The sequence below is a fragment of the Pseudomonas sp. BNK-44-b genome (genome assembly GCF_047456245.1).
Lineage (GTDB): Bacteria > Pseudomonadota > Gammaproteobacteria > Pseudomonadales > Pseudomonadaceae > Aquipseudomonas > Aquipseudomonas machongensis.
This window is the reverse complement of sequence record NZ_CP179908.1, coordinates 655,713-669,819: the sequence shown is the minus strand read 5'-3', so window position 1 is coordinate 669,819 and position 14,107 is coordinate 655,713. Positions and strand designations below refer to the sequence as shown.

12 protein-coding genes are annotated in these 14,107 nt (G+C 63.3%); 2 read left to right on the top strand and 10 right to left on the bottom strand.

Annotated elements, in window-relative coordinates:
- The first annotated feature begins 299 nt into the window (after window positions 1–299).
- On the top strand, window positions 300–1,973 hold the full coding sequence (leuA, locus tag ACMGGG_RS03285) for a 2-isopropylmalate synthase (protein ID WP_065863212.1): 1,674 nt from the start codon (window positions 300–302) through the stop codon (window positions 1,971–1,973).
- Window positions 1,974–2,118: 145 nt separating this feature from the next.
- On the opposite strand, the gene ACMGGG_RS03280 is transcribed toward leuA, so the two are convergent.
- From ACMGGG_RS03280 to zwf, 3 genes are read right to left on the bottom strand one after another with little or no spacing between them, the layout of a single operon-like run.
- Entirely contained in the window at window positions 2,119–2,793 is a 675-nt protein-coding gene (locus ACMGGG_RS03280; protein WP_414154858.1) for a bifunctional 4-hydroxy-2-oxoglutarate aldolase/2-dehydro-3-deoxy-phosphogluconate aldolase, read from the bottom strand.
- Between the two features lie 17 nt (window positions 2,794–2,810).
- Window positions 2,811–3,524 (bottom strand): 6-phosphogluconolactonase, encoded by a 714-nt coding sequence (gene pgl / locus ACMGGG_RS03275; RefSeq protein ID WP_414154857.1) that lies wholly within the window; start codon window positions 3,522–3,524, stop codon window positions 2,811–2,813.
- Window positions 3,511–4,980 (bottom strand): glucose-6-phosphate dehydrogenase, encoded by a 1,470-nt coding sequence (gene zwf, locus ACMGGG_RS03270; protein WP_054895160.1) that lies wholly within the window; start codon window positions 4,978–4,980, stop codon window positions 3,511–3,513. Before zwf ends, pgl begins: the two co-directional genes overlap by 14 nt.
- A gap of 210 nt (window positions 4,981–5,190) precedes the next feature.
- Here zwf and hexR point away from each other — a divergent pair, with 210 nt between their 5' ends.
- A complete protein-coding gene (gene hexR / locus ACMGGG_RS03265; RefSeq protein WP_200604055.1) occupies window positions 5,191–6,045 on the top strand; it encodes a DNA-binding transcriptional regulator HexR in 855 nt (284 codons plus the stop codon).
- Between the two features lies 1 nt (window position 6,046).
- On the opposite strand, the gene ACMGGG_RS03260 is transcribed toward hexR, so the two are convergent.
- The 7 genes from ACMGGG_RS03260 to ACMGGG_RS03230 all read right to left on the bottom strand — a co-directional run bounded on the left by ACMGGG_RS03260 (window position 6,047) and on the right by ACMGGG_RS03230 (window position 14,094).
- Entirely contained in the window at window positions 6,047–6,901 is an 855-nt protein-coding gene (locus tag ACMGGG_RS03260) for a D-hexose-6-phosphate mutarotase (protein ID WP_151925705.1), read from the bottom strand.
- Window positions 6,902–7,018: 117 nt separating this feature from the next.
- Complete coding sequence (locus ACMGGG_RS03255) at window positions 7,019–8,362, bottom strand: carbohydrate porin (RefSeq protein ID WP_054895157.1); 1,344 nt, start codon at window positions 8,360–8,362, stop codon at window positions 7,019–7,021.
- A gap of 41 nt (window positions 8,363–8,403) precedes the next feature.
- Window positions 8,404–9,558 (bottom strand): ABC transporter ATP-binding protein, encoded by a 1,155-nt coding sequence (locus tag ACMGGG_RS03250; RefSeq protein WP_112897538.1) that lies wholly within the window; start codon window positions 9,556–9,558, stop codon window positions 8,404–8,406.
- 3 nt (window positions 9,559–9,561) lie between these two features.
- Window positions 9,562–10,407 (bottom strand): carbohydrate ABC transporter permease, encoded by an 846-nt coding sequence (locus ACMGGG_RS03245; protein WP_063543233.1) that lies wholly within the window; start codon window positions 10,405–10,407, stop codon window positions 9,562–9,564.
- Window positions 10,397–11,308, bottom strand: coding sequence for a carbohydrate ABC transporter permease (locus tag ACMGGG_RS03240; RefSeq protein ID WP_054895154.1), 912 nt, complete (start codon window positions 11,306–11,308; stop codon window positions 10,397–10,399). Before ACMGGG_RS03240 ends, ACMGGG_RS03245 begins: the two co-directional genes overlap by 11 nt.
- Before the next feature lie 138 nt (window positions 11,309–11,446).
- Window positions 11,447–12,733, bottom strand: coding sequence for an ABC transporter substrate-binding protein (locus ACMGGG_RS03235; protein WP_414154856.1), 1,287 nt, complete (start codon window positions 12,731–12,733; stop codon window positions 11,447–11,449).
- A 107-nt stretch (window positions 12,734–12,840) separates the two neighbouring features.
- Complete coding sequence (locus ACMGGG_RS03230; RefSeq protein ID WP_414154855.1) at window positions 12,841–14,094, bottom strand: AGE family epimerase/isomerase; 1,254 nt, start codon at window positions 14,092–14,094, stop codon at window positions 12,841–12,843.
- Window positions 14,095–14,107 lie beyond the last annotated feature (13 nt).

Sequence of the window (14,107 nt, the reverse complement as noted above, 5' to 3'; positions counted from 1 at the left end):
GCGGCAGCAAATCTCGGCACAATAAAAAATCAATAAAAACCAAGCTGCAGCCATAAAATCTCACCCAAATGCTTTTTTTAAGCATTCCTCTCAATTTTTTTTGAACACTTGCCATCCCCCACTTCCTCTGGTTAGGGTTGAGGGCATGAAAACCTCGATCACCCTCATTCTGCTCCGCCAACACCGCAGCCTTTGCCTGGTCAGTGCACGACTACCTGGGTGAACCGCGTCGCCTCGCCTCTTCATCTCGTTATCGCTTGGCAGGCCCGATCAGGCCGCACATTAAAGGATTGCTCCAAATGTCCATGCTCAAAGACCCGTCGAAGAAATACCGCGCCTTCCCAACCATCGACCTGCCAGACCGTACCTGGCCATCGAAAGCCATCACCCAGGCGCCAATCTGGTGCAGCTCCGACCTGCGTGACGGGAACCAGTCGCTGATCGAGCCGATGGACGCAGAGAAGAAGCTGCGTTTCTGGAAAACCCTGGTGCAGGTTGGCGTGAAAGAGATCGAGGCGTCGTTCCCGTCTGCCTCGCAGACTGACTTCGACTTCGTACGCACCCTGATCGAAGATGGCCACATCCCCGACGACACCACCATCCAGGTACTGACCCAGGCCCGTGAAGACCTGATCGCCCGGACCTTCGAGTCCCTGCGCGGCGCGAAGAAAGCCATCGTGCACCTGTACAACGCCACCTGCCCGGCGTTCCGCCGCATCGTCTTCAACCAGGACAAGCAAGGCGTGAAGGACATCGCGGTGAACGCCGCCAAGCTGTTCGTCAAGTACGCCGCCCAGCAGCCGGAAACGCACTGGACCTTCCAGTACTCGCCAGAAACCTTCAGCGCCACCGAGCTTGAGTTCGCCAAGGAAGTGTGTGACGCGGTGATCGAGGTGTGGAACCCGACCCCTGAGCACAAGATCATCCTCAACCTGCCGGCCACCGTGGAAGTCGCCACGCCAAACGTCTACGCCGACCAGATCGAATGGTTCTGCCGCAACGTCAGCCGGCGCGACAGCGTGATCATCAGCCTGCACACCCACAACGACCGTGGCACCGGCATCGCCGCCACCGAGCTGGGCCTGATGGCGGGTGCCGACCGCGCCGAAGGCTGCCTGTTCGGCAACGGTGAGCGTACCGGCAACGTCGACCTGGTCACGCTCGCGCTGAACCTCTACACCCAGGGTATCGACCCGCAACTGGACTTCTCCGACATCGACGGCGTGCGCAAGGTCGTCGAAGAGTGCAACCAGCTGCCGGTGCACCCACGCCATCCGTACGTCGGTGACCTGGTGCATACCGCTTTCTCCGGCTCGCACCAGGACGCCATCCGCAAGGGCTTCGCCAAGCAGCAGGACGGTGAGCTGTGGGAAGTGCCGTACCTGCCGATCGACCCGGCCGACATCGGCCGCAGCTACGAGGCGGTCATCCGCGTCAACAGCCAGTCCGGCAAGGGCGGTATCACCTACCTGCTCGAACAGGAATACGGCATCAGCCTGCCGCGCCGCATGCAGATCGAGTTCAGCCAGGTGGTTCAGGGCGAGACCGACCGTCTCGGCCTGGAAATGACTGCCCAGCAGATCTACAGCCTGTTGCACAAAGAGTATCTGCAGGCCAACGCCCCTTACGCCCTGGTCAGCCATCGTCTGCAGGAAGAGAACGGCAGCAGTGCCGTGGAAGTGGAAGTCGCCGGCGAAGGCGAGACCACCCTGCACTGGCGCGGCAAGGGCAACGGTGCCCTCGAAGCCCTGGTAGCTGGCCTGCCGATCGCGGTCGAGATCATGGACTACAACGAGCACGCCATCGGTGCAGGTACCAATGCCAAGGCCGCAGCCTACATCGAACTGCGTGTGGCCGGCGGTCGTCCGGTGCATGGCGTGGGTATCGATGAGAACATCACCACCGCAAGCTTCAAGGCACTGTTCAGTGCATTGAACCGCTCGCTGAGCCAGCAGGCCGCCAAGGCGGCGTAACCGCACGCGCAGCACACAGAGCCCGCATCGGTCGATGCGGGCTTTTTCATTTCATGGCGGGCCATGATGGAGGCAAAACCTGCACATAAAAAAGGGGCGCCGACCAAGCGCCCCACAAGCCGTACAGCACACAACGAAATTCGTATCAGTCCAGCAGTGCCATCGCCTCGGAGCTGCAGGCTTCGATCCGCGCCCAGTCACCGTTCTTGATCCAGCTGCTGTCCAGCATCCAGGTCCCGCCCACGCACATCACATTCGGCAACGCCATGTAGTTGCGCGCGTTGGCCGGATTCACCCCGCCGGTGGGGCAGAAGCGGATATCGCCGAACGGGCCGCCGTAGGCCTTGATTGCTGCCACGCCGCCAACGATCTCGGCGGGGAACAGCTTGAAGCGACGATAGCCAAGTGCGTAGCCAGCCATGATTTCCGACGGCGTGCTGATTCCCGGCAGCAATGGAATATCACTCTGCACACCGGCTTCGAGCACCTCGCGGGTAATTCCCGGGGTCACCACGAATTGCGCACCCGCCGCTTCCACGGCCGCGAACATCGCGGGATCGAGCACGGTACCGGCACCGATGCACAGCTCAGGACGCTGCTCACGCAGCACCTGGATGGCCTTGAGGCCGTGCTGCGAACGCAGGGTCACCTCCAGGGTACGGATACCACCGGCTGCCAGGGCGTCGGCCAGCGGCAGGATGTCTTCCTCGCGGGCAATGGTGATCACCGGCAGGATGCGCGCCTTGCCGCAGATCTCATCGATCCGGGCGGCTTTCTCGGCCATCGAGAGCAAAGGTTGTGGGCGTTCAAGCGTGGTCATGACAGTGGATCCTTGGCTCATGGGCACCAGTAGATGTCCAGGGGGTCGTGAAGAAAGGCGCGAATGGGCATTTGCGTGAGGTCGTCGCCAGCCAGAGCGGCGCGCAGGGTAGCGAGTTTGCCTGGCCCCTGCACGGACAGAGCGATGAAAGCAGCGCTCGACAGCAGCGCACGGGTCATCGACAAGCGCTGGTGTGGCACGCTCGGTGCCAGCAATGGCAGGCAGCGGCGCGCGCTCTTCGGATCGAGGCCCTCGGCCAGGTTCGGGCTGGCCGGGAACAGCGATGCGGTGTGGCCATCGTCGCCCATGCCCAACACCAGCACGTCGATCGGCGGCAGGTCGGCAAGCACCTGGTCGGCCTGTTGGGCCGCGGCGTCGAGGTTGTTGGCGCGCTGGTACAGGCCCATGAACCGCGCCTTGGCCGCCTCACCCTTGAGCAAGTGCCGGGCCAGCAGCCCAGCATTGCTGTCGGCATGCTCGACCGGCACCCAGCGCTCGTCGGCCAGCGACACGGTCACCTTCGACCAGTCGAGTTTTTCCAGGGCCAGTTGTTCGAGGAACGGTACCGGGCTACGCCCGCCAGATAGCACCACGCAGGCCTGGCCCTTGCTGGCGATGGCGGCGCGCAGGCGCTCGGCCACGTCACTGGCCAGCGTCGCGGCCAGGCGCTTGGCGTCTGTCAGCGCGTGAACCTTCACGGTCGCCGGCAGTTGCAGTTCAGATATCGCCATACCAGGCTCTCCCATCGCGTGTGATCAGTGCAATCGAGCTCATCGGGCCCCAGGACCCGGCCGCATAAGGCTTGGGCGCGTCACCGGCGTTCTTCCAGCCGGCGATCAACTGGTCGCACCAGGTCCAGGCGTACTCGATCTCGTCCTTGCGCACGAACAGGTTCTGGTTGCCACGCATCACTTCGAGCAGCAAACGCTCGTAGGCATCCGGAATCCGCGCGCTGCGCCAGGTGTCGGAAAAATTCAGTTGCAGCGGGCCGCTGCGCAGTTGCATGCCCTTGTCCAGCCCCTGCTCCTTGGTCATCACCCGCAGCGAGATACCTTCGTCGGGTTGCAGACGGATGATCAGCTTGTTGCCGATCTGCAAACGCTGCTCCGGCGCGAAGATGTAGTGCGGCGTCTCCTTGAAGTGGATGACGATCTGCGACAGCTTCTGCGGCATGCGCTTGCCGGTACGCAGATAGAACGGCACGCCCGACCAACGCCAGTTGCGAATGTCGGCGCGCAGGGCGACGAAGGTTTCGGTGTCGCTCTGGGCGTTGGCGTTCTCTTCTTCCAGGTAGCCCGGCACCGGGGTGCCGTCGCTGTAGCCGGCAATGTACTGGCCGCGCACCACACGGGTGCTCAGCCCCTCGCCGGTGATCGGCGCCAGCGCCTTGAGCACCTTGACCTTCTCGTCGCGGATGCTGTCGGCCGACAGATCGCTGGGCGGGTCCATGGCGATCAGGCACAGCAGCTGCAGCAAGTGGTTCTGGATCATGTCGCGCAGTTGGCCGGCCTTGTCGAAGTAGCCCCAGCGGCCTTCGATACCGACTTTCTCGGCAACGGTGATCTCCACGTGGGAGATGGAGTTCTGGTTCCACTGGGTTTCGAACAGGCTGTTGGCAAAGCGCAAGGCGATGAGGTTCTGTACCGTTTCCTTGCCCAGGTAGTGGTCGATGCGATAGACCCGGCTTTCGGGGAAGAAGCGTGCCACGGCGTCATTGACCCGACGCGACGACTCCAGGTCGTGCCCGATGGGTTTTTCCAGCACGACGCGAGTGCGCGATGCCAGGCCGGCCTTGTCGAGGTTTTCGCAGATGGCCCCGTAGACCGCCGCCGCAGTGGCGAAATAGGCGATCAGTGGCTGCCCTTCACCGGCCTGCTCGGCCAGGGCCTGGTAGCCTTCGGGCTGGACGAAGTCCAGGTGCAGGTAGTTCAGGCGGTCGAGAAACCGTTGCAGGGCCTGGGGTTCGATATCGGCCGCCGGCACGAAGCGGCGCAGCTGGGCTTCGATGTTCGCCAGGTGCTGCTCGGGAGTACCGGCTTCGCGGGCCAGGGCCAGCAGCCGGGTATCCGAATGCAGCAGGCCGGCGCGGTCCAGTTCGTAGAGGGCAGGAAACAGCTTGCGCAACGCCAGGTCGCCAAGGGCGCCAAAGAGGGCGAATGTGCAAGGTTCTACGCTGATAGCAACCATGATGTTGGTTCTTTTATTAAAGTTGGCCTAGAAATACCGTTTTCGATGACAATTTTCAAGCGCGATGTAGTAAAAATAACAACATCTCGTACAGCGATTACAGACAAGTGGTATGACAATCCCACCATCAGTACGATAGACAACCGTGCAAAAAGCCGACTGTTCCCTCAGCCGGCCGTCTTTCCGACCCAAGGACATCCCATGGACCGTGTGCGAAACCTCCTGGAACAGATCCAGGGACGCCTCGACGAGCTGAACAAGGCCGAACGCAAAGTCGCCGAAGTCATCCTCCTCAACCCGCAGCAAGCCACCCGTTTCAGCATTGCCGCCCTGGCCCAGGCGGCCAAGGTCAGCGAACCGACCGTCAACCGCTTCTGCCGCTCGTTCGGCGTCAGCGGCTACCCCGAACTCAAGCTGCAACTGGCACAGAGCCTGGCCAGTGGCGCCGCCTACGTGAGCCGCGCAGTGGAAGCCGACGACGATCCGGCGGCCTACACCCAGAAGATCTTCGCCAGCGCCATCGCCTCGCTCGACAGCGCCTGCCAGCAGATCGACCCGCAGCAGGTCAGCCGCGCCGTGGACATGATGATCCAGGCCCGGCAGATCCACTTCTTCGGCCTGGGCGCCTCGGCCCCGGTGGCCATGGACGCCCAGCACAAGTTCTTCCGCTTCAACCTGGCGGTGTCGGCGCATCCCGACGTGCTGATGCAGCGCATGCTGGCGTCGGTCGCGCACACCGGTGATCTGTTCGTGATCATTTCCTACACCGGGCGCACCCGCGAACTGGTCGAAGTGGCCAAGCAGGCCAGGGAAAACGGCGCCTCGGTGCTGGGTATCACGGCCGCCGGCTCGCCACTGGCCAAGGCCTGCAGCATGAGCCTGCACCTGCCGTTGCCGGAGGACACCGACATCTACATGCCGATGACCTCGCGCATCATCCAGTTGACGGTCCTCGATGTGCTGGCGACCGGCATGACCCTGCGCCGCGGCTCGGATTTCCAGCCACACCTGCGCAAGATCAAGGAAAGTCTCAACGCCAGCCGCTACCCTGCCGAAGACAGCTGACTCAGCTGAGCCGATGCGCCTGCAGCCGCAACTGCGCGCGCTGCCCAGGCGCCAGGCTCAGGCCCTCGCCGCTGCCACTGGCAGCCTCGACGCAGACGAAGCCCTGGCTCTCGCGCCCGCTCACTCCCATCAATGGGCGATTACCCGGGTGCCAGACCACCGTGTCGTCGCTGTCGCTGGTGTCGATGCACAGGTCACGCCCCCAGGCCGAGTCATGCAACTGCACTTGCGGTGTCCCGGGGTAGACCTTCTGACACCCCCCGTTGAGCGTGAGCACGCCGTCTTCACGGCAGGCCTGGCGGTTGAGGCGGTCGTAGCCGTCGATATCCTCAAGGCCTGACAAGGCAATCTGCGACACGTCGCTGATGCGCCAGAACGCCAGCAATGCGTGGCTCAGCTGGCAGGGTTCGCTGTCCTGGTGCTCGGTGCACAGGCGCAGTTCCATGCTCGAGCCCAGCCGGGCGTGCAAGTCGACCTGCCAGTCGCACAGGTCCAGGCGCCACTTGAGCGTGACGCCCTCCTCGTCCTCGCGGCTGTCGAGCAGCTTCCAGTCCAGCAAACGCCCCCAGCCGTGGGCCGGCCACAGGTCCTCGCTGGGATGGCGGCCATACCAGGGCCAGCACACCGGCACGCCGCCACGGATCGCACCGACCTGTGGCCATTGCTCGGCGCACCACAACCAGGGTTTCTCGCCGCTCGGCTGAAAGTGCAGCAACTGTGCGCCCTGGCGGCTGAACACCGCCTGGCAGCGCGGGTGATCGATGATCAGGACATCGCGCTGCTGGTAACGCTCCCACTCGAAAACCGGCCGTGGCCGCTGCGAAGTGAAAAAGCGATGGAGCGGATGTTCAGACATGTTCAGAAAGCTCTTGTTGTTTGAGATAGCGCTGTCTTTACCCAAGCCCGAGATCCACTGAAGAACAGTGGATCTCGGGGTGTAGGGATGGATGGCGTAAATTTACAACAATTTTTCTCAGAATGACGACTGAATCTTCAAGCCTGCGACCAACGCGTTGTCGACATCGTCCACACCGCCCGGGCTCTTGATGTACTGCAGGTTCGGCCGCACGGTCAGCCAGTTGGTGACGTGGAAGCCGTAGTACAGCTCGGCGTTGTACTCGGTGCGCTGCAGCGGTACGAAGCCAGGGTTGTCGTAGTCATTGATACCGCTCTGGGCGTTGAGCAGTTCGGCGCGCTTCTTCACGTCGTCATTGACGTGAATGCGGGCGATGCCGAAGCCGATATCATCCTTGGGCCGTGCATCGAAGGCGCCCTTGTAGACCATGCCCACCTGCTGGTAATTGTCGACCACGTTGGTCGCCTTGTCGTGCACGGTGAAGTTGGCGAACAGGCTCAGGCCGCGGTTGGCATCGCCGTTGTGCGCGGTGACCTGCTGCTGGGCCACGACCCACCAGCCATGTTTGCTCGAGTGCGACTTGAAGGCTTGGCCAGTCAACGCCTGCGGGTTGCCGTTGATGTCGTCGTAGACGTCGTCGGCCTTGGCGGTGCTGTAGTAATAGCCCAGGCGGTATTCGCCCGGCAGGCCGTTGACCTTCGGCGACCAGACCATCTCCACCGGCAGGATCGCGCCCTTGGTCCCGCTGCCACTGAGCTTGAAGCCGTTGCCGGTCTCGAGGTTGGACGGGTTCTGCTCGTAGGCACCGACCTGGACGAAGAACTCAGGCGTGATGTTGTACTTCACCCGCAGTGCCCACTGGCTGACCGGCCAGTTGTACCAGATGCCACCCACCCAGTTACCCACCTGCGAACCGCAGAACGCCAGGTTCTGGAAGTCGCAAGGGAAGCTGTTGAAGTCCTCGCCTTCCCCGAAGCGGCCGACCTTCACGTCCAGCGCGCCGTCGAAGTACTTCTGCTTGACCCACATCTGCGTCAGGCGCCAGGTCTGGCCGCGGCCCCAGACTTCCTGCACCGAGCTGAACTGCCCGGCGCGCGGGTCGCTGATGCGGTCGTTGGACAGGTTGCGACCGCTACGCTCGGTGATCGCCAGCTTGAACTCCGCATCGTGCCAGCCGAGGATCTTCTGCAGGTCCAGGTGCGCGCCGAGGGCGAACTGGTCGCTGTAGCGCGCGGTCTTGTCGTTGTTGTAGCCACCGTGCAGGTTACCGGCCACTTCACCGACGTAGTCGAGGGTGAAGTCATAGCCTTTTTCCAACAGCTCGGTGCGAGCCCCACCCCAGTCGCCAGTCATCCATTTCGACTCGCTGGAGAAAGCCTCGGCAGCATGCGCGCCATTGCTGCCAACGAGGGCGAGCAGGGTCAGCGAGCCTAGTGCCTTGATACGCTTGCGATGGTCCATCCCTTGTTTCCTCTTTTCTTGTTATCGATGGTTTGCTTGCTTCAACGTCCCTTGATACGTGTCACGTTGTCCTTGGCTGGAGCGTCCGCTGCAGGCAGGTCCAGGCGTTCGCCGCTGCTCGCGTCGAACAGCAGGACCCGCGCCGGATCGAACTGCAGGTTGAGGCTGTCGCCGACATTGCAGGCGACGTCCGGCGCCAACCGGCAGCAGACCTTGGTCTGGTTGAGGGTGACGAACACCAGCAGGTCCGGCCCGGTAGGTTCCAGGACCTGCACTTCTGCACGCACCGCCGGCAAGCCGTTGCCTTCGGCGCTACCGAGTGCGATCTGTTCAGGGCGCACGCCGAGGATCACTTCGCGGCCGTCCAGCGCTTCGCTGGCTGCGCCCAGGGGCAGTTCGCAGCGGGCCTGGCCGCTGTCGAGCAGGGCGAACAGGCGCCCGTCCTGCTTGCTGATGCGCACCGGGATGAAGTTCATCGGTGGCGAACCGATGAAGCTGGCGACGAACAGGTTGGCCGGATCGTTGTAGATCTGCTGGGGCGTACCGAACTGCTGGATGACGCCGTCCTTCATCACCGCGACCTTGTCACCCAGGGTCATGGCCTCGATCTGGTCGTGGGTCACGTACACCGTGGTGGTTTTCAGACGCTGGTGCATCAATTTCATTTCGGTGCGCATCTCGACCCGCAGCTTGGCGTCGAGGTTCGACAACGGCTCGTCGAACAGGTAGATCTTCGGCCTGCGCGCCAGCGCCCGGCCCATGGCCACGCGCTGTTGCTGGCCACCGGAGAGCTGGCCAGGCTTGCGATTGAGCAGGTGTTCGATCTGCAGCAGCTTGGCTACCCGCGCGACTTCTTCGTCGATCGCCGACTGCGGCATCTTGCGGATCTTCAGGCCGAACTCGATGTTCTCGCGCACGCTCATGGTCGGGTACAGCGCGTAGGACTGGAACACCATGGCGATGTCACGGTCCTTCGGGCTCATGCCGGAGACGTCCTGGTCATCGATCAGGATCGCCCCACCGGTGATGTTCTCGAGGCCGGCGATGCAGTTCATCAAGGTGGACTTGCCGCAGCCGGAAGGGCCGACCAGGATCAGGAACTCGCCATCCTTGATGGCCAGCTGGATATCCTTGAGGGTGTCCGGCAGGCCGGTGCCGTAGGTCTTGTTTACATTGCGAAGTTCGAGCGTTGCCATGACTTACCCCTTGACTGCGCCGGCGGTCAGCCCACGCACGAAATACTTGCCTGCGACCACATAGACCAGCAGGGTTGGCAGTGCGGCGATCATTGCCGCGGCCATGTCGACGTTGTATTCCTTGGCACCGGTGCTGGTGTTGACCAGGTTGTTCAGGGCCACGGTGATCGGTTGCGAATCGCCGCTGGAGAACACCACGCCGAACAGGAAGTCGTTCCAGATCTGGGTGAACTGCCAGATCAGGCAGACCATGATGATCGGCGTCGACATCGGCAGGATGATGCGGCGAAAGATGGTGAAGAACCCGGCACCATCCAGGCGTGCAGCCTTGACCAGTGCCTCGGGAATGCTCACGTAGTAGTTGCGGAAGAACAGCGTGGTGAAGGCCAGACCATAGACCACGTGCACCAGCACCAGCCCCGAGGTGGTGCTGGCAAGTCCCAGCTTGCCGAGAGTGAACGAAGCCGGCAGCAGCACGGTCTGGAAGGGCAGGAAGCAGCCGAACAGCAGCAGACCGAAGAACAGTTGCGAGCCACGGAAGCGCCACATCGACAGCACGTAGCCGTTCAGCGCGCCGATGGCCGTGGAGATCAGCACCGCCGGCACGGTGATCAGGATCGAGTTCCAGAAGTAGCCGCTGACCGTGGCCCAGGCCTTGACCCAGCCAATCGTGGTGAACAGCTCGGGCCAGCTCAACAGGTTGCCGGTGCTGATGTCTTCCGGGGTCTTGAAGCTGGTCAGCAGCATCACTACCAGCGGCACCAGGTAGAGCAGCACGGCGAGCAGCAGCACCGCGTGGATGGCGATGCGGCCCAGGCTGAGGGCCGGTTTGTCGAGGTTAGTGGTCATTGCGTTTGGTCCTCAGCTCGGAATACAGGTAAGGCACGAGGATCGCGAGGATCGCGCCGAGCATCAGGATCGCGCTGGCAGAACCCATGCCCATCTGCCCGCGGCTGAAGGTGAACGAATACATGAACATCGCTGGCAGGTCCGAGGAATAGCCAGGGCCACCGGCGGTCATCGCGGCCACCAGGTCGAAGCTCTTGATGGCGATGTGCGAGAGGATCATCAGCGAGCTGAAGAACACCGGGCGCAGGCTTGGCAGCACCACGGTCCAGTAGATGCGCGGCATGCTCGCGCCGTCGATTTGCGCAGCACGGATGATCGACTGGTCGACACCGCGCAGCCCGGCAAGGAACATCGCCATGATGAAGCCCGAGGCCTGCCACACGGCGGCGATCACCAGGCAGTAGACGACCCGGTCCGGATCGATCAGCCAGTCGAGACGAAAACCTTCCCAGCCCCAGTCGCGCAGCAGCTTGTCCAGGCCCATGCCGGGGTTGAGCAGCCACTTCCAGGCGGTACCGGTCACGATCATCGACAGTGCCATGGGGTACAGGTAGATGGTGCGGATCACCCCTTCGCGGCGGATGCGCTGGTCGAGGAACACCGCCAGCAGCACGCCGATCACCAGGGTGATGCCGATGAACATCCCGCCGAAGACCAGCAGGTTCTTGCTCGCCACCCACCAGCGGTCGTTGTCGAACAGCCGCGCGTACTGGGCCAGGCCCGCCCATTTGTAGGTGGGCAGGAAGGTCGAGGTGGTGAACGACAGGACGAAGGTCCAGAGGATGTAGCCGTAGAAGCCCACCAGCACGATGAACATGCTCGGCGCCAGTACCAGTTTCGGTAGCCAGCGCTGGAGCGCGTCCAGGGGTGAGGCCCGCAGTTGGGCGGTGGTCGTAGTCATGATTTCAGATACCGGAACGAGGGCGGTGCTGCGCACCGCATCGCGGGACAAGCCCGCTCCCACAAAGACCTGGCCCACCCACAGGTTCAGCGCATGGCGCCAAACCTGTGGGAGCGGGCTTGTCCCGCGATTGGGCCGTTATTGGGCAGCCTTGACCGCTGCGTTGAGCTTCTTCGCCGCATCGGCCGGATCGGCCTTCGGATCGTTGATGTAGTTGGTCACCACATCGAAGAACGCCCCCTGCACGGCGAGCGTGGTCGCCATGTTGTGCGCCATGCTCGGTTGCAGTCCACCCGACTTGGCGTCGGCCAGGAAGTCCTTGGCAGCGGTCTGGGCGCAACTGTCGAAGCCATACTTGCTCATGTCGGCCAGCATGTCGTTGCGCACCGGGATCGAGCCCTTGTTGATGCTGAAGGTCTTCTGGAAGTCTTCACCCAGCACACGCTTGGCGATGTCCTGCTGACCTGCAGTGGTGCCTTCGTTCTTCTGCTTGAACACCGCCAGCGAGTCGATGTTGTACAAGAAGCCCTTTTCGGTGCCGGGGAAGGGTACGCACTGGTAGTCCTTGCCCGCGGTCTTCTTGGCCAGGGTCCACTCGCTCTTGGCCCAGTCGCCCATGATCTGCATGCCGGCCTTGCCGTTGATGACCTTCGCGGCCTCGAGGTTCCAGTCCTGGCCCTTGCCGTCAGGGTCCATGTAGGTGGCGACCTTCTTCAGCTCGGTCAGCGCCTTGACCACCTCCGGGCCGGTCAGGGCTTTTTCGTCGAGGTCGACCAGGGCCTTCTTGTAGCCCTCCACCCCCATCACCGCGAGCACCACGTTCTCGAACACGGTGCTGTCCTGCCATGGCTGGCCACCGTGGGCCAGGGGAATGAAGCCTGCGGCCTTGAGCTTGTCGGCTGCGGCGTAGAATTCGTCGAGGGTGGTCGGCGCCTTGTCGATGCCGGCCTTCTTGAACACCTCGGGGTTGATCCACAGCCAGTTGATGCGGTGGATGTTCACCGGCACGGCGACGTAGTCACCTTCGTACTTGACGGTGTCGGCGACTTTCTTGTCGAGCAGGCTGTCCCACTTCTCCTGCTTGGCGACGTCCTTGAGCACATCGCTGTCGAGCAGGCCGGTGGCGGCCCAGTCCTGAATATCGGGGCCCTTGATCTGGGCGACGCCTGGCGGGTTGCCGGCGACGGCGCGGCTCTTGAGCACGGTCATCGCGGTGGAACCACCGCCACCGGCCACAGCGCCGTCCTTCCAGGTGAAGCCGTCTTTCTCGACTTGGGCCTTGAGGACGTCGACGGCAGCTTTCTCGCCGCCGGAGGTCCACCAGTGCACCACCTCGACGCTGCCTTTGGATTCGGCGGCGAAGGCGCTGAGGGGCATGAGCGAGGCGAGGGAAATAGCGGCGGCGAGGCGCAGAGTGGAATTCATCGGTATACCTTTCTTGTTGTTATGCGGTGCAAGTCGTTCGCTTGCGTTGCATGGAGTCTAATGAGCGCGCAGACCAGGGCAGGTAACGAAGCGATGCGCGAATGTCATCACTTGGTTACATTGCCCAGGGCCAGCGCAGTGGCCAGGCTGGGTGCCAACGGCAGGCGCGGCAGGAGCACCGCCTGGTAGGCGTGGTAAAGATCGGGCTTGCCGCCCCAGATGCTTGCGCCAGGGCGGTTCTGCGGGTCCAGCTCATGGTGCCAGCTGCCGTGGACGCGATCGATGAAATGGCTGTCGATGAAGTCCCAGAAACGCCGGTACCACTGCTCGTATTCACCTTCCCCGGTACGACGCAACAACGCTGCAGCCGTCGCACAGGCTTCGGCGTGGGTCCAGTGCAAGCGCGCCCGCACTACTGGCCGGTTCTGCCAATCGAGGGTGTAGACGATGCCCGGCGCGCCATCAGCGTGCCAGGCGTGACGACAGGCATTGGCGAACAGCCCCCGCGCGTCGTCCAGCAGCCACTGCGGGGCGGGCAGGCCGGCACGCTGGCGCGCGGCCTCCAGGTGCAGAACCAGGCGTGCCCACTCGAAGGCATGACCGGGTGTGGTGCCGTAGGGGCGAAAGCCGTCGGTGGGGTTGTCGTGGTTGTAGTCGTGCAGTGCCTGCCACTGCACGTCGAAATGCTCGATGACACCGAAGCCGTTAGCCGCGGCATGGGTATGGATGATCCGCTCGACGATGCGCAGGGCGCGGTCGAGCCAGTGCGTGTGGCCGGTGACATCGGCCAGGGCGAGGAAGGCCTCGGTGGCGTGCATGTTGCTGTTGGCGCCACGGTAGGCTTCCGGCTGCGTCCAGTCATGGGCGAAGGACTCGCGCAGGGCGCCCTCTTCCTCGCTCCAGAAACGCGTCTCGATGATCGCGATGGCCGCCCCGAGCAATCGCTCGGCGCCAGGTGCGCCGGCGACCACCGCGGAACTGGCGGCCAAGGCGACGAAGGCATGCAGGTAGGCGGTCTTGCCGGTATCGCCCTCGCCATCGGCGCGGGCGAACCTGCCATCATCCCGCGCATCGCGCAGCGGCCCTGCGAGCAGTGCCGCGACACCGTGCTCCACCAGCGGCAGGCAGCCAGGGATGCCCTGCATATGCGCCATGGCGAAGCAATGGGTCATGCGCGCGGTGTGCAGGGTTTCGGCGATTGCGCCGTCGGGCAGTCGGCCCTGGGCATCGAGGCTGCCAAAACCGCCAGGCAGGCGCGAGGCCTTGGCGAAGGTCACCAGGCGCTGGCCCTCGGCGACCAGCCAGGCGTTGTGAACCGGGGAGTCGAGCCAACTGCAGAAAGGGAAATCGACGCTGTCCATCACCTGCTCAATC

Bases quoted from the DNA above. Each gene is read 5' to 3' on its own strand.
- ACMGGG_RS03260 (WP_151925705.1), bottom strand. From the start codon at position 6,901: ATGTCTGAACATCCGCTCCATCGCTTTTTCACTTCGCAGCGGCCACGG.
- ACMGGG_RS03250 (WP_112897538.1), bottom strand. From the start codon at position 9,558: ATGGCAACGCTCGAACTTCGCAATGTAAACAAGACCTACGGCACCGGC.
- zwf (WP_054895160.1), bottom strand. From the start codon at position 4,980: ATGGTTGCTATCAGCGTAGAACCTTGCACATTCGCCCTCTTTGGCGCC.
- ACMGGG_RS03255 (WP_054895157.1), bottom strand. From the start codon at position 8,362: ATGGACCATCGCAAGCGTATCAAGGCACTAGGCTCGCTGACCCTGCTC.
- ACMGGG_RS03235 (WP_414154856.1), bottom strand. From the start codon at position 12,733: ATGAATTCCACTCTGCGCCTCGCCGCCGCTATTTCCCTCGCCTCGCTC.
- ACMGGG_RS03245 (WP_063543233.1), bottom strand. From the start codon at position 10,407: ATGACCACTAACCTCGACAAACCGGCCCTCAGCCTGGGCCGCATCGCC.
- ACMGGG_RS03230 (WP_414154855.1), bottom strand. From the start codon at position 14,094: ATGGACAGCGTCGATTTCCCTTTCTGCAGTTGGCTCGACTCCCCGGTT.
- ACMGGG_RS03240 (WP_054895154.1), bottom strand. From the start codon at position 11,308: ATGACTACGACCACCGCCCAACTGCGGGCCTCACCCCTGGACGCGCTC.
- leuA (WP_065863212.1), top strand. From the start codon at position 300: ATGTCCATGCTCAAAGACCCGTCGAAGAAATACCGCGCCTTCCCAACC.
- pgl (WP_414154857.1), bottom strand. From the start codon at position 3,524: ATGGCGATATCTGAACTGCAACTGCCGGCGACCGTGAAGGTTCACGCG.
- ACMGGG_RS03280 (WP_414154858.1), bottom strand. From the start codon at position 2,793: ATGACCACGCTTGAACGCCCACAACCTTTGCTCTCGATGGCCGAGAAA.